Below are 18,111 nucleotides of genomic sequence, written 5' to 3' on the forward strand. Positions count from 1 at the left end.
TACACGCCGAAGGGCCGCCCCCGGGAGACGTTTCCCGGGGGCGGCCCTTCACCGTGCGGACGGATCCCGTCAGGCGAGCGGACCCGTCACCGGCTCCACCGCAGCGACGAGGCCGCCCGTACGGACGAACGCGTCAGCGGCTGCCAGGTCGGGGGCGAGGAAACGATCCGGCCCGGGACCCTCCACACCGGCCGCGCGGGCCGCCGCGATGGCCGCCCGGCTGGCCGGGGCCGGGGTGAGCCCGTGGCGCAGCTCGATGGCCCGGGTGGCCGCGTACAGCTCGATCGCGATGATCCGGGTCAGGTTGTCGACGGCGGTACGGAGCTTGCGCGCGGCCGACCAGCCCATCGAGACGTGGTCCTCCTGCATGGCGGAGGACGGGATCGAGTCGGCGGAGGCCGGTACGGCCAGCCGCTTCATCTCGCTGACCAGGGCGGCCTGCGTGTACTGGGCGATCATCAGCCCGGAGTCGACGCCGGCGTCGTCCGCCAGGAACGGCGGCAGGCCGTGGGAACGGTTCTTGTCGAGCAGCCGGTCGGTGCGGCGCTCGGCGATGGAGCCGAGGTCGGCCGCCGCGATGGCCAGGAAGTCCAGGACGTACGCGACCGGGGCGCCGTGGAAGTTGCCGTTGGACTCCACGCGCCCGTCGGGCAGCACCACCGGGTTGTCGACGGCGGAGGCCAGCTCGCGCGAGGCGACCAGGGCGGCGTGCGCCATGGTGTCGCGGCCGGCGCCGGCGACCTGCGGGGCGCAGCGCACCGAGTACGCGTCCTGCACGCGCGGGGCGGACTCCTCCTGGAAGTGCCCGGTGAGCCCGGACCCCTTCAGGACGGCGGCCATGTTCGCGGCGGAGGCGCCCTGGCCCGGGTGCGGACGGATGGCGTGCAGCTCGGGTGCGAGCACCTTCTCGGTGCCGAGCAGCGCCTCAAGGGTGAGCGCGGCGGTGATGTCGGCGGACTTGTAGAGCTTGTCGAGGTCGGCGAGGGCCATGACCAGCATGCCGAGCATGCCGTCGGTGCCGTTGAGGAGGGCGAGGCCCTCCTTCTCCCTGAGCTCGACCGGCTGGATCCCGGCTGCGGCGAGCAGCTCCCCGGCGGGGCGCACGACGCCGTCCGGACCCTCGGCGTCACCTTCGCCCATCAGGGTGAGCGCGCAGTGCGAGAGCGGCGCGAGGTCGCCGGAGCAGCCGAGCGAGCCGTACTCGTGGACGACGGGCGTGATGCCCGCGTTGAGTACGTCGGCCATCGTCTGCGCGACGGACGGCCGGACGCCGGTGTGCCCGGAGGCGACGGTCTTCAGGCGCAGGAACATCAGGGCGCGCACGACCTCCCGCTCGACGCGCGGGCCGATGCCGGCGGCGTGCGAGCGGACGATGTTGCGCTGGAGCTGGGCGCGCAGCTCGGGGCTGATGTGCCGGGAGGCGAGGGCGCCGAAGCCGGTGGACACCCCGTAGACGGGTTCGGGCTTGGCGGCGAGGGCGTCGACGATCTCACGGGCGCGGGCCAGGGCGTCGAGCGCCTCGCCGGACAGCTCGATGCGCGCGTTGCCGCGGGCGACGGCGATGACGTCCTCGGCGGTGGTCCCGGAGGTCCCCACCACGACAGTGTGCATATCCATATTCAGCAGCGTACGGACTGAATCGCTTCATGTCACTAGCGACTTTCACGAGGGACCCTTACGCCGCCACAAGGCCTACGCCCGGCCGCGGAAGCGGCGGCGTTCACCGGCCGCCTCCTGCTGGGCGGCATCGGCCATCCGGATGACGGCGGTGTCCCGCCCGGCGACGACGGGTTTCGGCGAGCGGGCGGCCTTGGCCTTGTACTGGGCGGCGTCGGCCAGCCGGAACAGCCGCCGGGAGGACTTCACGAGCCCGATCGGGTCCCCGGTGGACGCGACCCCGCACGCCACACCCTCCCCCAGGTCCAGCTCGGCAGCGCGCAGGCACAGCTCCTCGGTCACCCGCACCACCTCGTCGGCCGGGGGACCGACGCTCACCAGGCAGAACTCGTCGCCGCCGAGCCGGGCGACGAGCGCGCCGGGCAGCATGGCCCCGCAGAGGCTGAGCACGGACCCGAACCGCTCCAGCAGCCGGTCGCCCATGGCATGGCCGAAGGTGTCGTTGACTTTCTTGAGCCCGTTCAGGTCACACACGACGAGGCTGACGACGGCCGCGGTCCGCCGGTGCTCCTCCAGCGCCTCGTCGAGCCGCATGTCGACGGCGCGGCGGTTGGCCAGGCCGGTCAGGGGGTCGGTGAAGGCGAGGCGGCGGGCCTCTTCGAGCCGCTCGTTCTGGGCGAGCCCGGCCGCGACCACCGCCGCCAGGACGGCCGCGAACTCGGCGTCGTCCTCGTCGAAGTCGGGCAGACCCGCGTCGCGGGCGACGTACAGCTCGCCCCAGGCCCGGCCGCTGAGCACGACGGGCGCGACGACACAGCTCGCGCGGCCGCGGCGGCGCAGGGCCTCACCGCGTCGGCCCGGGCGGGTCCCGTCGGCGCTCTCCACCCAGGCGTGCGGGCCGCTGCCGCCGACCCACCGCTCGTGCAGGAACTCGGTGATCTCGGGAAAGTCGTGGACGGGGTACGACTCGTCCGCGGGGAACTCCTGCTCCCCGGGCCTCAGCTCCCCCTCGTTCACGAGCACGCGCAGCCGCCCCCGCTCCCGCTCCCACGCGGAGATCGCGGCGAACGAGCCGTCCATCGCGAGGCGCGCCCCACGGGCGGCCGCCCGGACGCTGTCCCGCGGTGCACATGCGGCGGCCATGGCCTGCGCCAGGCCCACGACGGCTCGCAGCCGTCCGTCGACTCCCATCACACCAGGTTAGGGAGTTTCACCCGAATTGGCCGAACCCGGCGGACGTCCTCCCGTACCGCTTGGCCGCCCGACGGCGTGACCGACCGGGCCGACGGCGAAAGCGCGGCCGACCCGGCTCAGCGACCTGCCCGGCTCGGCAGCCGGTTCGGCTCGGCCGCCGACGCGGCTCAGCGGCCGGCCCGGCTCAGCGACCTGCCCGGCTCGGCAGCCGGTTCGGCTCGGCCGCCGACGCGGCTCAGCGGCAGGTTCGGGTCAGCGGCCGGCCAGGCTCAGCGGCCCGGCCAGTTCGGGCGGCGCTTCTCGTTGAACGCCGCCACTCCCTCGGCGCGGTCCCCCGAGAAGGCCACCGTCCGCCAGGCCGCGTCCTCGATCTCCAGGCCGGCCGCCAGGTCCATCCCGTGCCCCAGGCGCAGTGCCCGCTTCGCCGCCCGCAGGCCCACCGGGGAGTTCGCCGCCATCCGCGCGGCCAGCGCCAGCGCCTCCTCGCGGTCCGAGCCCGCCGGGACCACCGAGTCCACCAGGCCCAGGGAGAGCGCCTCGGCCGCCTCGACCCGCCGCGCAGTGAAGATCAGTTCCGCCGCCCGCGCCGCCCCCACGCGCCGCGGCAGCAGCTGCGTGCCGCCGCCGCCCGGGATCACGCCCACGGAGACCTCCGGCAGACCGACCACCGCCGTCTCGTCGGCCACGATCACATCGCAGGCCAGCGCCAGCTCGAATCCGCCGCCCAGCGCGAAGCCGTGCACCGCCGCGATCGTCGGCATCGGGAGCTCCAGCACGCCCCCGTACGCGCCCCGCGTGGTCGGCCGCTGCCGCACCAGCTCGGCGTCCGAGAGGGAGTTGCGCTCCTTGAGGTCCGCCCCCACGCAGAACGCGCGCTCCGCGGCCGAGGAGAGCACGACCACCCGTACCGAGGCGTCCGCAGCCAGCTGCGCGCACGTCTCGCCGATGGCCCGCGCCATCTCCGTCGAGACGGCGTTCATCGCCTTCGGCCGGTCCAGGACCAGCTCCGCGACCCCGTCCTCATGCCGGCGCACAGTCACGAACTCAGACACAGAGACCCTCCCGGTTAACGAACGTTACCCGGGGATCTTAGGCTCACGAGTTTTCTTTGGCATCAGCGATGCGGCGGAATCTCTGCGGGGGAGGCCGCGCCTCGTGCATGAATTCCCGGAGCTGATCAGCGACGCTTCCGCCGCGTCAGCGACCAGGGCTCCACGACGCCCAGGCCGCGCACCGGGCGCTGCCACATCGGCTGGAGCGCGAAGCGGTACGCCCCGCCGCCCTCCTCGGCCTCGGCCTCCTTCTCCGAGACCGGCGCCGCGCCCGTGCGACCCAGCTCCTCCGCCATCGCCCCGTCCACCAGCACCGCGTCCTTCGGGGCTATCGAGGTCAGCCGCGAGGCCAGGTTCACGGTGGTCCCGAAGACGTCGCCCATCCGGGTCGTCACCGTCCCGAACGCTATGCCGACGCGCAGCTCCGGCATCTGGGCATCGGCTTCCATCGTCTCGATCAGCCGCAGCGCGATCTCCGCCGCCGTCGCCGCGTCGTCGGCGCAGTACAGCACCTCGTCGCCCAGCGTCTTGATCAGCCGGCCGCCGTGCGCGGCCACCAGGTCCGCGGCCGTCGTCTCGAAGGCTTCGACCAGCTCGCCGAGCTCCTCCTCCTCCAGCCGCCGCGTCAGCCGGGTGAAGCCGACCAGGTCCGCGAAGCCCACCGCGAGCCGCCGGTCGACCATCTCCTCGTCGTCCGCGACCTGCACCACGCGCCCGGTGGCCGCCGCCAGCTGGCGGCGCCACACGTAGACGAGGAACTCCTCCAGCTCCGGCAGCAGCAGCTCCACCAGGGGGTACGTGACCTCCGTACGGGTCATTCCCGGCTCCGGCGGCTCCGTCAGACCCTCCAGGAAGGAATCGATCTGCCATTCCGCCAGCCGGGCGGTGGTCTGCCCGGTGGACCGCGCCACCTGCACGGCCATCGGCTCACTCAGCAGCCCGGCCTCGACCAGGCCGGCGAGCCGGCGCAGCGCCAGTACGTCCGCCTCCGTCAGGGCCTTGGCCTGCCCGATGTCCGCGAAGCCCATGGCCCGCCAGAAGCGGGAGGCGAGCTCCATCGAGACCCCGGCGCTGCGGGCCGCCTGGAAGGGGGTGTACCGGCGCTCCGCGCCCAGGATCAGCTGCTCCAGCCGGATGGCGAGCGGGTCCGCCGTCGGCTGTGCGGTGTGGTCGACCTCGTGGTGGGGAGTGTGCTGGTCACGCCCGATCGGCGTCCCGGGGCCGGAGTGCCCCGAGCCGGAAGGCCCCTGGCCGCCGGGTCCGGGGGCGGACGCGCCGGACGTAGAGTCGTCGACGGTCAAGGGCCGCCTCCTGTCCATTCCGTGCGCACTGCCCTGCCGAACCGGGTGATCACCGGGAGGACCGGGATCGCCTAAACCATACGGCAGGTGTGCCGTAGCTCACTCCCCACTCCCCGCAGCCGCGGCCGTGCTACCGCACCGACCGCAGGTGCACCACGTCCCCGGCCCCCACGGCCTCGTGCCGGTCCTCCTCGGTGCGCACGACGAGCCGTCCGTCCGCGTCGACCGCTTCGGCCGTCCCGGTGAGCGTGCGCCCGCCGGGCAGGTCCGCGCGCACGTGCCGGCCGAGGGTGACGCAGTCCGCCGCGTACGCCTCCTGGAGGCCGCTGGCGGCCGGATCCCCGCCCGCCTCCCGCCAGTCCCCGTACCAGCGCTCCAGGGAGCGCAGCACGGCCTTCAGCAGGGGTTCCCGGTCCGTCACGGCGGCCTTGGCCAGGACGAGCGACCCGGCTTCCGCCACCGGCAGCTCGTCCTCGGCCAGGGTGACGTTGAGGCCGATCCCGATCACGACCCCGTCGCTGACCCGCTCGGCGAGGATGCCGCCGGTCTTGCGTTCCTCCCCTTCCACGGTGACCAGCAGGTCGTTGGGCCACTTGAGGGCCGCGTCCACGCCGGCGGCCCGGGACAGCCCGGTCGCGGTGGCCACCCCGGCCAGCAGGGTCAGCCACCCCCAGCGCTCCTGCGGTACGCCGTCGCCCGGTTTGAGCAGGACGGAGAAGAACAGCCCGGACCGGGCCGGCGCGACCCAGCTCCGGTCGAGCCGCCCGCGCCCGGCGGTCTGCTCCTCGGCGACGAGCACGGCCCCCTCGGGCAGCTGCCCGGCCCGGGCCGCGAGATCGGTGTTGGTGGACCCGGTGGAGGCGACCACCTCGACCGAGGACCACAGCCCTCCGCCGGTGACGAGGGCCCGCTCCAGTGCGGCGGCGTTCAGCGGCGGCCGGTCGAGGCTCGACCAGCGGCCGGCGGAGGCTCCGGACGGAGCTCCTCCTGATGCATCTGATGGCGTCATGCAACCCACAGTAGGTGTGTCAAACGCCGCACTGCCGAGCGCCATGCCCGCCGATACGCTACGCACCAGTAGCCAGCAGTAGTCAATCAATTGACCAGGCAGTTGACACCACACAGGGAGCCGCGACCCCGATGTCACAACCCTCAGAGCCGATCGACATGCACACGACCGCGGGCAAGATCGCGGACCTGCAGCGCCGAATCGACGAAGCCACTCACGCCGGGTCCGCGCGGGCGGTGGAGAAGCAGCACGCCAAGGGGAAGCTGACGGCGCGTGAGCGGGTCGCCCTGCTCTTGGACGAGGGGTCTTTCGTCGAGCTCGACGAGTTCGCCCGGCACCGGTCGACCAACTTCGGGCTGGAGAAGACCCGCCCCTACGGCGACGGCGTCGTCACCGGCTACGGCACGGTGGACGGCCGCCCGGTGGCCGTGTTCTCCCAGGACTTCACCGTCTTCGGCGGGGCCCTCGGCGAGGTCTACGGCCAGAAGATCATGAAGGTCATGGACTTCGCCCTGAAGACCGGCTGCCCCCTCGTCGGCATCAACGACTCCGGCGGCGCCCGCATCCAGGAGGGCGTCAGCGCGCTGGGCATGTACGGCGAGATCTTCCGCCGGAACGTCCACGCGTCGGGCGTGATCCCGCAGATCAGCCTGATCGTCGGCCCCTGCGCCGGCGGCGCCGTGTACTCCCCCGCCATCACCGACTTCACCGTGATGGTCGACCAGACCTCGCACATGTTCATCACCGGCCCGGACGTCATCAAGACGGTCACCGGCGAGGACGTGGGCTTCGAGGAGCTGGGCGGCGCCCGCACCCACAACTCCACCTCGGGCGTGGCCCACCACATGGCCGGGGACGAGAAGGACGCCATCGAGTACGTCAAGTCCCTGCTGGCCTACCTGCCGTCGAACAACCTCTCCGAGCCGCCCGCCTTCCCGGAGGAGGCGGACACCGAGGTCTCGGACGAGGACCGCGAGCTCGACGTCCTGATCCCGGACAGCGCGAACCAGCCGTACGACATGCACACCGTGATCGAGCACGTGCTCGACGACGGCGAGTTCCTGGAGACGCAGTCCCTCTTCGCGCCGAACATCCTCACCGGCTTCGGCCGGGTCGAGGGGCACCCGGTCGGCATCGTCGCCAACCAGCCGATGCAGTTCGCCGGCTGCCTGGACATCAACGCCTCGGAGAAGGCCGCCCGTTTCGTGCGGACCTGCGACGCGTTCAACATCCCGGTGCTGACGTTCGTGGACGTGCCGGGCTTCCTTCCGGGCACGGACCAGGAGTACAACGGAATCATCCGGCGCGGCGCGAAGCTGATCTACGCGTACGCCGAGGCCACCGTCCCCCTGATCACCGTCATCACCCGCAAGGCCTTCGGCGGCGCGTACGACGTCATGGGCTCCAAGCACCTGGGCGCGGACCTGAACCTGGCCTGGCCGACCGCGCAGATCGCCGTCATGGGCGCGCAGGGCGCGGTCAACATCCTGCACCGGCGCGCCATTGCCGAGGCGGAGGAGGCAGGCAACGCCGAGGAGACCCGGGCCCGGCTCATCGCCGAGTACGAGGACGCGCTGCTGAACCCGTACACCGCCGCCGAGCGCGGTTACATCGATGCGGTGGCCATGCCGTCCGAGACCCGGGCGCACATCGTCAAGGGGCTGCGCCAGCTCCGTACGAAGCGGGAGTCCCTGCCCCCGAAGAAGCACGGCAACATCCCCCTGTAGGAGAGGTCAGTCCTGTGGTGATCAAGGTCGTCAAGGGGAACCCGACCCCGGAGGAGCTGGCCGCCGCACTGGCGGTGGTCCAAGCGCGCGCGGCGGCGCTGGCCTCGGCGCCGTCGGGCGCGCAGCGGGTGGCGGACGCGTGGTCGGCGCCGGCCCGGGTGGCGCGGCGGACGCTGCCGCAGCCGGGGCCGAGCGCGTGGGCCCGTACGTACTGGCCCGGCTAGCACTCCGGCCGGACGGGTCCGGACGGGCCCGGACCGGAGGTTCCGGTCGTGGAAATGGTGTGAACGGACTGTGGCGCCTGAGTACCCGTACTCAGGCGCCGCACCGGTCTCCGGGGCCAGGATCGGTGCATGCTCTGGTCAGACCCGAAGAACGAGCCGCCCAAGGACATGCGGGACGCGCAGGCGATGGTCCGGCGGATGACCGTCGTGGTCGTCCTCGCGATGCTGGTGGTCGTGTACGTGCTGGGCGTGGGCTTCTAGGGCGTGTCCCGCGCGGGACGCCCGCCCCTACGATGGCGGGCATGACTGCTGCTCACGCCCTCGTCCTCGCCTCCGCCTCACCCGCCCGGCTCAACCTGCTGCGACAGGCCGGGCTGGCCCCGCACGTGATCGTCAGCCACTTCGACGAGGACGCGCTCGGCGCGGAGACCCCGGCCGAGCTGGCGCTGGCGCTGGCCGAGGCCAAGGCGGGCGTCGTGGCGGCCCTGGACGAGGCCGCCGGCGCCCTGGTGATCGGCTGTGACTCGGTGCTGGAGCTGGACGGTGAGGCGCTCGGGAAGCCGGCGGACGCCGAGGAGGCCACCGCCCGCTGGAAGTCGATGCGCGGGCGGGCCGGCGTACTGCGCACGGGGCACTGCGTGATCGACACGGCGACCGGGCGTCAGGTCTCGGCGACGGCGTCCACGACGGTCCGGTTCGGCGAGCCGACGGACGCGGAGGTGGCGGCGTACGTGGCGAGCGGCGAGCCGCTGCACGTGGCCGGGGCCTTCACCCTGGACGGGCTGTCGGCGCCGTTCATCGAGGGCATCGACGGCGACCACGGCAACGTCATCGGGCTGTCGATGCCGCTGCTGCGCTCCCTGCTGGCCGAACTGGGCGTGTCCATCACGGATTTGTGGGCTTGAGCTCCCCGAGCGGCGCGGGCGGGGTGTCCTGGACGTCCGGGGCGCCCCCTGCGGCCGCCTCGCCCTCGTCCCGGGCCGCGTAGAGCATCAGGGTCAGGACGAGCAGACAGAGGATCAGCATCATCACCGCGAAGGCGCCCCAGCCGACCAGGCCGACGGCGAGCGCGCCGAGCAGTCCGTGGGTGACGGCGGCGGTGACGAGGACGATGCGGGCGAACCCGCCCGGGGCCCGGTCGCGTACGGCCGCCACGGCGAGGAGCACCGCGCACAGGAGCAGGAACGCGCCGATGCCCGCCCCCATCGCGTAGGTAGCCATGGACATGACATTGGGATCCATGCCCGCGATGGACATCGACTGGTTGTGGGTGGTCCGGCCCAGCACGAAGTGGACGAGAACGAGCACCGCCGCTTCGGCGACGAGCACGATCGCAGCCAGCCCGGCCACGATCCTGCGCAGCACGAAGCCCACGACGGCCCACCCCTCCCACACGTCTTCGGCCACAAGCCTGTTCGACGCCCTGGAGGCTACTAACGGGTAAACGTACGGACAAGGGGTACGGGCCGCTTCGTTACGCGAGGGCCTCCGCCGGCGATCACGCAAAGAATCCGTGGGCCGTTCGTAGGGACTCGACAAAGAATCACAGGGGCCCGCTGACCCGCCGGACAGAGACCTTGGATGCGTGACGGGGTTACTGTGCAGTCGGGGATCCCCCTGACCTGGGGCGCCACAAGGGCTTTCCTCGCTGGAGACGAACTCGCATCACACTCCGTGTGGGCAAGGTCACCTCCGGGAAAGGGTCGAAACGCCGTGTGGGCTGTCCCTAAACTCAGCTTGTTTCAAGGAGGGAGCCATCGTGCGCAAGGTGCTCATCGCCAACCGTGGCGAAATCGCTGTCCGCGTTGCTCGGGCCTGCCGGGATGCCGGGATCGCGAGCGTAGCCGTCTACGCCGATCCGGACCGGGACGCTCTGCACGTCCGCGCGGCCGACGAAGCTTTCGCGTTGGGCGGTGACACCCCGGCCGCCAGCTACCTGGACATCTCCAAGGTCCTTCAGGCCGCAGCCGATTCCGGTGCGGACGCCATCCATCCCGGATACGGCTTCCTCTCCGAGAACGCCGACTTCGCGCAGGCCGTCCTCGACGCCGGCCTGACCTGGATCGGCCCGCCCCCGCAGGCCATCCGCGACCTCGGTGACAAGGTCGCCGCCCGCCACATCGCGCAGCGTGCCGGCGCCCCGCTGGTCGCGGGCACCCCGGACCCGGTCTCGGGTGCCGACGAGGTCGTGGCGTTCGCCAAGGAGCACGGCCTGCCCATCGCCATCAAGGCCGCCTTCGGCGGCGGCGGCCGCGGCCTGAAGGTCGCCCGCACCCTCGAAGAGGTCCCCGAGCTCTACGAGTCCGCCGTCCGCGAGGCCGTCGCCGCGTTCGGCCGCGGCGAATGCTTCGTCGAGCGCTACCTCGACAAGCCCCGCCACGTCGAGACCCAGTGCCTGGCCGACTCCCACGGCAACGTCGTCGTCGTCTCCACCCGCGACTGCTCGCTGCAGCGCCGCCACCAGAAGCTGGTGGAGGAGGCTCCCGCGCCGTTCCTCTCCGAGGCCCAGAACGCCGAGCTCTACGCCGCCTCCAAGGCCATCCTGAAGGAAGCCGGCTACGTCGGCGCCGGCACCGTCGAGTTCCTCGTCTCCGCCGACGGCCTGATCTCCTTCCTGGAGGTCAACACCCGCCTCCAGGTCGAGCACCCGGTCACCGAAGAGGTCGCCGGCATCGACCTGGTCCGCGAGATGTTCCGCATCGCCGACGGCGAGGAGCTCGGCTACGGCGACCCGGTCCTGCGCGGTCACTCCATCGAGTTCCGCATCAACGGTGAGGACCCGGGCCGCGGCTTCCTCCCGGCCCCCGGCACGGTCACCAAGTTCAACGCCCCCACCGGCCCCGGTGTCCGCCTCGACGCGGGCGTCGAGTCCGGCTCCGTGATCGGCCCGGCCTGGGACTCGCTCCTGGCCAAGCTGATCGTCACCGGCGCCACCCGCGAGCAGGCCCTCCAGCGCGCGGCCCGCGCGCTCGCCGAGTTCGAGGTCGAGGGCATGGCCACCGCCATCCCCTTCCACCGGGCGGTCGTCACCGACCCGGCATTCGCCCCCACGGACGGCAGCCCCTTCACCGTCTACACCCGGTGGATCGAGACCGAGTTCGTCAACGAGATCCCGGCGTTCGCGGCCCCCGCCGCGGACGACACCGAGGACGAGCCCGGCCGCGAGACCGTCGTCGTCGAGGTCGGCGGCAAGCGCCTGGAAGTCTCCCTGCCGTCCTCGCTGGGCATGACCCTGGCCCGCACCGCCGCCGCCGGCGGCGCCAAGCCCAAGCGCCGTGCCGCGAAGAAGTCCGGCCCGGCCGCCTCCGGCGATACCCTCGCCTCCCCCATGCAGGGCACGATCGTCAAGGTCGCGGTCGAGGAAGGCCAGCAGGTCAACGAGGGCGACCTCGTCGTCGTCCTCGAAGCCATGAAGATGGAGCAGCCGCTCAACGCGCACCGCTCCGGCACGATCGTCGGCCTCACCGCCGAGGTCGGCGCCAGCCTCACCTCCGGCGCCACCATCTGTGAGATCAAGGACTGACGTCCTCGACTTCCGTGACGCGTGAGCAGTGAGGCCCGGCACCCCTGAGGGGTGCCGGGCCTCACTGCTGTGCAGACCACCGCTCCGGGGCACCACCCCGCGCCTCACACGCCGGAGGGGGTGGGATGACACTCCGTCATTTCAGCCGGCCCGGGGCGGCCGCCGCCTGCGGCGTGCAGAGCCGCAGCGGTGCAGGCCGGGCGGCCTGTCCGCGCCGCATGCCGACGACGCGGGCCCGCTCGCCCGCCTGCAGCTCCAGCACCGGGGAGGGCGCGCTCCGCAGCGCCGCCGTACCGACAGCAGGGACTCCGGCGCGGGCTCAGACCCGACCACCACCCGCCGCCGCCAGAGGCCATCTGCAGCAGGCTCCGCCCGGCCAGCCTCCCGCCACCGCCGGAGGCAACCGCCAGCAGGGACTCCCGGCGCGGGCCCGGGCCCGACCACCCCTCGCCATCGCCGGAGGCCATCGGCTCCGCCCGGCCTGCCTCCCGCCACCGCCGGAGGCTACCGGCGGCGCATGTCGGCCACGCGGGCCCGTTCGCCCGCCTGCTGTTCCAGCATCGAGGAGGGCGCGCTCCGCAGCGCGGCCGCCGGCCCGCCGCGCCGCTGTACCGGCAGCGGGGATTCCCGGCGCGGGCGGCGCCCGACCATCCCCTCGCCGCTGCCGGAGGCGATCGCCCCGGCCACGGTGATCTGCACGCCCTGGTCGGCGAGCGCCTGGAGTTCGGTGGCGGCGCGGTCGTCGTGCGGCGGCGGCTCGTCCGTGACCAGCCGCGTCATCACGTCCGTCGGCACGGTCTGGAACATGGTGTCGGTCCCGAGCTTCGTGTGGTCGGCCAGCACCACCACTTCCGCGGCGGCCTGCACCAGCGCCCGGTCCACGCTCGCGCTGAGCATGTTGGACGTGGACAGCCCGCGCTCGGCGGTCAGACCGCTGCCGGAGAGGAAGGCCCGCGACACCCGCAGCCCCTGGAGGGACTGCTCGGCACCACTGCCGACCAGCGCGTAGTTGGAGCCCCGCAGGGTCCCGCCGGTCATGACCACTTCCACCCGGTTCGCATGGGCCAGGGCCTGCGCGACGAGCAGCGAGTTGGTGACGACGGTCAGTCCGGGCACCCGGGCGAGCCGGCGGGCCAGCTCCTGGGTCGTGGTGCCCGCGCCGACGACGACGGCCTCGCCCTCTTCGACGAGTCCGGCCGCTACGTCGGCAATGGCGGTTTTCTCCGCCGTCGCGAGATGGGACTTTTGCGGAAATCCGGACTCCCGCGTGAAACCGCCCGGCAAAACCGCACCGCCGTGCCGGCGGTCGAGGAGTCCTTCTGCCTCCAGCGCCCGCACGTCCCGCCGTACGGTCACTTCGGAGGTCTGGACGACGCGGGCGAGCTCCCGGAGCGATACCGCTCCGTTGGCCCGCACCATTTCGAGAATCAATTGGCGACGTTCTGCAGCGAACACGAAACTGACAGTAACCCCAACGACCGTCTTGTTTCAGCTCCTTGTGCCGGAATACCGAAGTTGTCCATAAAGCCGGGCGACTAGTGGTATACGCGGCGGGACGGCTGAGTGAACGTCTCTCCACTCCTCCGGGGGCCCGCCCCAAGTCCCCTTGCGACCTGGGGCGGTTGCCTCCGTCAGGCCTCGCCGGCGGCCTTCCGCGTGTGCAGCTGGCGCGCAACCTCGGCGATCGAACCCGACAGCGAGGGGTACACCGTGAACGCGTTTGCGATCTGCTCGACGGTCAGGTTGTTGTCGACGGCGATCGAGATCGGGTGAATCAGCTCGCTGGCGCGCGGCGACACGACCACGCCGCCCACGACGATCCCGGTTCCGGGGCGGCAGAACAGCTTCACGAAGCCGTCCCGGATGCCCTGCATCTTGGCGCGCGGGTTGCGCAGCAGCGGCAGTTTCACGACACGGGCGTCGATCTTCCCGGCGTCCACGTCGGCCTGCGTGTAACCGACAGTGGCGATCTCCGGGTCGGTGAAGACGTTCGAGGAGACCGTCTTGAGGTTCAGCGGGGCCACCGCGTCGCCGAGGAAGTGGTACATCGCGATGCGGCCCTGCATGGCGGCGACGGAGGCCAGCGCGAAGATGCCGGTCACGTCACCGGCCGCGTACACGCCGGGCGCGGACGTACGGGAGACCTTGTCGGTCCAGATGTGCCCGGAGTCCTTGAGCCGGACCCCGGACTCCTCCAGGTTCATGTCCTTGGTGTTCGGGATCGCGCCGACCGCCATCAGGCAGTGCGTGCCGGTGATGACCCGGCCGTCGGAGAGGGTGACCTCGACCCGGTCGCCGACGCGCTTGGCGGACTCGGCGCGGGAGCGGCCGATGACGTTCATGCCGCGGCGGCGGAAGACGTCCTCCAGGACGGCGGCCGCGTCCGGGTCCTCGCCGGGCAGCACGCGGTCGCGGGAGGAGACCAGCGTCACCCGGGAGCCGAGGGCCTGGTACGCGCCGGCGAACTCGGCGCCGGTGACACCGGAGCCGACCACGATGAGCTCCTCGGGGAGCTCGTCCAGGTCGTAGACCTGGGTCCAGTTCAGGATCCGCTCGCCGTCGGGCATCGCGTCCGGGATCTCGCGCGGGTGGCCGCCGGTCGCGATCAGCACGGCGTCGGCCGTCAGGATCGTCTCCGTGCCGTCGGCGGCGGTGACGATGACGTCGCGCGTGCCGTCGATGCCCTGCGGGCCCCCGAGCTTGCCGCGGCCCCGTACGACGCGGGCGCCGGCCCGGGTCACGGAGGCGGTGATGTCGTGCGACTGGGCGAGCGCGAGGCGCTTGACGCGCCGGTTCACCTTGCCGAGGTCGACGCCGACGACGCGCGCGGCCTGCTCCAGCGGTGGGGTGTCGTCCGCGACGACGATGCCGAGCTCCTCGTACGACGAGTCGAAGGTCGTCATGACCTCGGCGGTCGCGATGAGGGTCTTGGAGGGTACGCAGTCGGTCAGCACCGACGCGCCGCCCAGGCCGTCGCAGTCGACGACGGTCACCTCCGCGCCGAGCTGGGCCCCCACGAGGGCCGCCTCATACCCGCCGGGTCCGCCGCCGATGATCACGATCCGGGTCACGAAAACTCCGCCTCACGTCTACCCGGCCGGCTGCCGCCCCGGCCGGGGCTTCCGGGGGGTCTCCCCGGGGGATGCATTCCGTGCCCCATTGTCCCGCACGCTTCAAGGTGCTTCTCCCCCGGTCCGGCCATCTGGGCGCCGTCCGGCCGCCATCCGGGCACGCCGCCCGCCCCGCCCCTCCCGTACCCTCGACCTCATGTCGCTCTACGCCGCGTACGCCGGCAACCTCGACCCGCGGCTGATGACGCGCCGCGCCCCCCATTCGCCGCTGCGCGGCACGGGCTGGATCAACGACTGGCGGCTGACCTTCGGCGGTGAGCAGATGGGGTGGGAGGGCGCCCTCGCCACGATCGTCGAGGCCCCGCGCCACCAGGTGTTCGTCGCCCTGTACGACATCGCCCCGCTGGACGAGGACTCCATGGACCGGTGGGAGGGCGTCGGTCTCGACATCTACCGCCGGATGCGGATCCGCGTCCACACGCTGGACGGCGAGGAGGCGGCCTGGGTGTACGTCCTGAACGGCTACGAGGGCGGCCTGCCCTCGGCGCGCTACCTCGGCGAGATCGCCGATGCGGCCGAGTCCGCGGGCGCGCCGCACGACTACGTGATGGAGCTCCGCAAGCGCCCCTGCTGAGGGGCTGCCGGGCTCCCGGGCATCGCCCTCGGGGGTTTCCCGGGCCCTTCGGGGCGTTCCCGGCCCGTCCGGGACCATTCAGCGGAAACGACAAAGCAACGATCCGAATACCGTGATGTGCGTCATCTACGCGCGTAGGCAATGCTCGGCTACGCTCGTCTGCGTGAACGCATCTGTTACCGACCCCTTCGCCGACGCCACCGCCGCAGCCGCCCGCCTGCGTGAGCTGACCGGCGCCGAAACCCACGATGTCGCCCTCGTCATGGGCTCCGGCTGGGCCCCCGCCGCAGAGGCGCTGGGCGCACCCGAGGCCGAATTCCCCGTGACCGAGCTGCCCGGCTTCCCGCCGCCCGCGGTCGAGGGCCACGGCGGCAAGATCCGCTCGTACAAGATCGGCGACAAGCGTGCGCTGCTCTTCCTCGGCCGGACCCACTACTACGAGGGCCGCGGCGTCGCCGCCGTCGCCCACGGCGTGCGCACGGCCGTCGCCGCCGGCTGCAAGACCATCGTCCTGACCAACGGCTGCGGCGGCCTGCGCGAGGGCATGAAGCCCGGCCAGCCCGTCCTGATCAGCGACCACCTCAACCTGACGGCCACCTCGCCGATCGTCGGCGCGAACTTCGTCGACCTGACCGACCTGTACTCGCCGCGCCTGCGCGCGCTGTGCAAGGAGATCGACGAGACTCTCGAAGAGGGCGTCTACGTCCAGTTCCCCGGCCCGCACTACGAGACCCCGGCCGAGATCAACATGATCCGCGTCATGGGCGCCGACCTGGTCGGCATGTCCACGGTGCTCGAAGCCATCGCCGCCCGCGAGGCCGGCGCCGAGGTGCTCGGCATCTCCCTCGTCACCAACCTGGCGGCGGGCATCTCCGGCGAGCCGCTGAACCACGAAGAGGTGCTCCAGGCCGGCCGTGACTCGGCCGCGCGCATGGGCAAGCTGCTGACCCAGGTCCTCGCCCGCATCTGAGGCACCGGGCGTCCGTACGAGAGCCACGAGAGACAAGGCGGAAGTAGTGCAGGAACAGGACGACCTGATCACCCGGGCCCAGGCCTGGCTGGCGGAGGACCCGGACCCGGAGACGGCGGCCGAGCTCGCGAAGCTCATCGAGGCCGGCGACACCGGCGAGCTGGCTGACCGGTTCTCCGGCACCCTCCAGTTCGGCACCGCCGGGCTGCGCGGCGAGATCGGCGCCGGCCCGATGCGGATGAACCGCTCGGTGGTCATCCGGGCCGCGGCGGGCCTCGCCGCGTACCTGAAGGCCCAGGGCCACACCGGCGGCCTGGTCGTGATCGGCTACGACGCGCGCTACAAGTCGGCGGACTTCGCCCTCGACACCGCCGCCGTGATGACCGGCGCGGGCCTGCGCGCGGCCGTCCTGCCCCGCCCGCTGCCGACGCCCGTCCTCGCGTACGCCATACGGCACCTGGGTGCCGTCGCCGGCGTCGAGGTGACCGCGAGCCACAACCCGCCCCGGGACAACGGCTACAAGGTCTACCTCGGCGACGGCTCGCAGATCGTGTCCCCCGCGGACACGGAGATCGCGGCCGAGATCGCCCGCGTGACGACGCTCGCGTCCGTCCCGCGTCCGGAGTCCGGCTGGGAGAATCTCGGTGACGAGGTCCTGGAGGCCTACCTGGCCCGTACGGACGCCGTCCTGACCCCCGGCTCCCCCCGGGGCGTGCGGACCGTCTACACGGCCATGCACGGCGTCGGCAAGGACGTCGTCATGGCGGCCTTCGCCCGGCACGGCTTCCCGACGCCGGTGCTCGTCGCCGAGCAGGCGGAGCCCGACCCGGCCTTCCCGACGGTGGCGTTCCCCAACCCGGAGGAGCCGGGCGCGATGGACCTCTCCTTCGCGAAGGCCGCCGAGGTCCAGCCCGACATCGTGATCGCGAACGACCCCGACGCGGACCGCTGCGCCGTGGCCGTCCCCACCGGGGACGGCTGGCGGATGCTGCGCGGCGACGAGGTCGGCGCACTGCTCGCCGCCCACCTGGTCCGCAAGGGCGCGACCGGCGTCTTCGCCGAGTCGATCGTGTCCTCGTCCCTGCTGGGCCGGATCGCGGAGGCGGCGGGCGTCGGCTACGAGGAGACCCTCACCGGCTTCAAGTGGATCGCCCGCGTGGAGGGCCTGCGCTACGGCTACGAGGAGGCGCTCGGCTACTGCGTGGACCCCGAGGGCGTCCGCGACAAGGACGGCGTCACGGCCGCCCTGCTGGTCGCGGAGCTGGCCTCGGAGCTCAAGGAGCAGGGCCGCACGCTGACCGACCTGCTGGACGACCTGGCGATGGAGCACGGCCTGCACGCCACCGACCAGCTGTCGGTCCGCGTCTCGGACCTGTCGGTCATCGCGGACGCCATGGCCGCGCTGCGCGCGCAGCCCCCGGTCTCCCTGGCCGGCCTGCGGGTGGCCTCGGCGGAGGACCTTTCGCAGGGCACGGAGAAGCTCCCCCCGACGGACGGCCTGCGCTACCACCTGGAGGGCGACTACAAGGCCCGGGTGATCTGCCGCCCGTCGGGCACGGAGCCCAAGCTCAAGTGCTATCTGGAGGTCGTGGTCCCGGTGGCCGAGGCCTCCGGCCTGGCGGCGGCCCGCACCCGCGGCCAGGAAGTCCTGGACGCGGTCAAGAAGGACCTGTCGGCGGCCATGGGCCTCTGACCCACCCCGCGCCACGCGCGCGGTCCGGCCCCAGGGGCCAACGCCTCCGCATCCGCCGGGGCGGGAACCCCGGGGCCCCGGCTCCACACCGCTGCA

Annotated in this window: 17 protein-coding genes; 8 read left to right on the forward strand and 9 right to left on the reverse strand. The window is 72.5% G+C overall.

What is annotated here, in order from left to right:
- Positions 1-69: 69 nt before the first annotated feature.
- From hutH to ABTY04_RS13525, 5 genes are all read right to left on the reverse strand, one after another.
- A complete protein-coding gene (hutH, locus tag ABTY04_RS13505) occupies positions 70-1,611 on the reverse strand; it encodes a histidine ammonia-lyase (protein ID WP_352213609.1) in 1,542 nt (513 codons plus the stop codon).
- Positions 1,612-1,692: 81 nt separating this feature from the next.
- Positions 1,693-2,808: a GGDEF domain-containing protein gene (locus ABTY04_RS13510; RefSeq protein ID WP_352213517.1), complete on the reverse strand. Its 1,116-nt coding sequence runs from the start codon at positions 2,806-2,808 to the stop codon at positions 1,693-1,695.
- Positions 2,809-3,080: 272 nt separating this feature from the next.
- The gene (locus tag ABTY04_RS13515) at positions 3,081-3,863 is read right to left on the reverse strand and encodes an enoyl-CoA hydratase/isomerase family protein (protein WP_352213518.1); all 783 of its coding nucleotides are present in this window, start codon (positions 3,861-3,863) and stop codon (positions 3,081-3,083) included.
- A 125-nt stretch (positions 3,864-3,988) separates the two neighbouring features.
- Positions 3,989-5,164 carry an adenylate/guanylate cyclase domain-containing protein gene (locus ABTY04_RS13520; protein WP_352213519.1) on the reverse strand — a complete coding sequence of 392 codons (1,176 nt, stop codon included), beginning with the start codon at positions 5,162-5,164 and terminating at the stop codon, positions 3,989-3,991.
- 130 nt (positions 5,165-5,294) lie between these two features.
- Entirely contained in the window at positions 5,295-6,173 is an 879-nt protein-coding gene (locus tag ABTY04_RS13525) for a biotin--[acetyl-CoA-carboxylase] ligase (RefSeq protein ID WP_352213520.1), read from the reverse strand.
- Between the two features lie 131 nt (positions 6,174-6,304).
- On the opposite strand from ABTY04_RS13525, the gene ABTY04_RS13530 reads away from it, so the two are divergent.
- The 4 genes from ABTY04_RS13530 (at position 6,305) to ABTY04_RS13545 (ending at position 9,029) form a co-directional block, all read left to right on the forward strand.
- Entirely contained in the window at positions 6,305-7,900 is a 1,596-nt protein-coding gene (locus tag ABTY04_RS13530) for an acyl-CoA carboxylase subunit beta (RefSeq protein WP_352213521.1), read from the forward strand.
- Between the two features lie 14 nt (positions 7,901-7,914).
- Positions 7,915-8,124, forward strand: a complete 210-nt coding sequence (locus tag ABTY04_RS13535) for an acyl-CoA carboxylase epsilon subunit (RefSeq protein ID WP_352213522.1) — start codon at positions 7,915-7,917, stop codon at positions 8,122-8,124.
- A gap of 129 nt (positions 8,125-8,253) precedes the next feature.
- Complete coding sequence (gene mmpB, locus ABTY04_RS13540; protein WP_099889787.1) at positions 8,254-8,385, forward strand: morphogenic membrane protein MmpB; 132 nt, start codon at positions 8,254-8,256, stop codon at positions 8,383-8,385.
- Between the two features lie 41 nt (positions 8,386-8,426).
- Positions 8,427-9,029, forward strand: a complete 603-nt coding sequence (locus ABTY04_RS13545) for a Maf family protein (RefSeq protein WP_352213523.1) — start codon at positions 8,427-8,429, stop codon at positions 9,027-9,029.
- Here ABTY04_RS13545 and ABTY04_RS13550 read toward each other — a convergent pair.
- Entirely contained in the window at positions 9,010-9,531 is a 522-nt protein-coding gene (locus ABTY04_RS13550; RefSeq protein ID WP_352213524.1) for a hypothetical protein, read from the reverse strand. The genes ABTY04_RS13545 and ABTY04_RS13550 overlap by 20 nt on opposite strands.
- 352 nt (positions 9,532-9,883) lie before the next feature.
- Here ABTY04_RS13550 and ABTY04_RS13555 point away from each other — a divergent pair, with 352 nt between their 5' ends.
- The gene (locus ABTY04_RS13555) at positions 9,884-11,647 is read left to right on the forward strand and encodes an acetyl/propionyl/methylcrotonyl-CoA carboxylase subunit alpha (RefSeq protein WP_352213525.1); all 1,764 of its coding nucleotides are present in this window, start codon (positions 9,884-9,886) and stop codon (positions 11,645-11,647) included.
- Between the two features lie 136 nt (positions 11,648-11,783).
- Here the strand turns inward: ABTY04_RS13555 and ABTY04_RS13560 are convergent, their stop codons facing one another.
- The 3 genes from ABTY04_RS13560 to ABTY04_RS13570 form a co-directional block, all read right to left on the reverse strand.
- The gene (locus ABTY04_RS13560) at positions 11,784-11,909 is read right to left on the reverse strand and encodes a hypothetical protein (RefSeq protein WP_352213526.1); all 126 of its coding nucleotides are present in this window, start codon (positions 11,907-11,909) and stop codon (positions 11,784-11,786) included.
- Positions 11,910-12,151: 242 nt separating this feature from the next.
- Positions 12,152-13,066: a DeoR/GlpR family DNA-binding transcription regulator gene (locus tag ABTY04_RS13565; RefSeq protein ID WP_502996631.1), complete on the reverse strand. Its 915-nt coding sequence runs from the start codon at positions 13,064-13,066 to the stop codon at positions 12,152-12,154.
- 212 nt (positions 13,067-13,278) lie between these two features.
- Positions 13,279-14,718, reverse strand: a complete 1,440-nt coding sequence (locus ABTY04_RS13570; protein WP_352213528.1) for an NAD(P)H-quinone dehydrogenase — start codon at positions 14,716-14,718, stop codon at positions 13,279-13,281.
- Between the two features lie 196 nt (positions 14,719-14,914).
- Here ABTY04_RS13570 and ABTY04_RS13575 point away from each other — a divergent pair, with 196 nt between their 5' ends.
- The 3 genes from ABTY04_RS13575 to ABTY04_RS13585 all read left to right on the forward strand — a co-directional run bounded on the left by ABTY04_RS13575 (position 14,915) and on the right by ABTY04_RS13585 (position 18,015).
- On the forward strand, positions 14,915-15,352 hold the full coding sequence (locus ABTY04_RS13575; RefSeq protein ID WP_030231145.1) for a gamma-glutamylcyclotransferase family protein: 438 nt from the start codon (positions 14,915-14,917) through the stop codon (positions 15,350-15,352).
- Positions 15,353-15,515: 163 nt separating this feature from the next.
- Positions 15,516-16,322, forward strand: coding sequence for a purine-nucleoside phosphorylase (locus ABTY04_RS13580; protein ID WP_352213529.1), 807 nt, complete (start codon positions 15,516-15,518; stop codon positions 16,320-16,322).
- A gap of 46 nt (positions 16,323-16,368) precedes the next feature.
- Positions 16,369-18,015, forward strand: a complete 1,647-nt coding sequence (locus ABTY04_RS13585; RefSeq protein WP_352213530.1) for a phospho-sugar mutase — start codon at positions 16,369-16,371, stop codon at positions 18,013-18,015.
- Positions 18,016-18,111: the final 96 nt, after the last annotated feature.

This window comes from Streptomyces sp. NPDC097981, from assembly GCF_040302565.1.
In the GTDB taxonomy this organism is placed as follows: domain Bacteria; phylum Actinomycetota; class Actinomycetes; order Streptomycetales; family Streptomycetaceae; genus Streptomyces.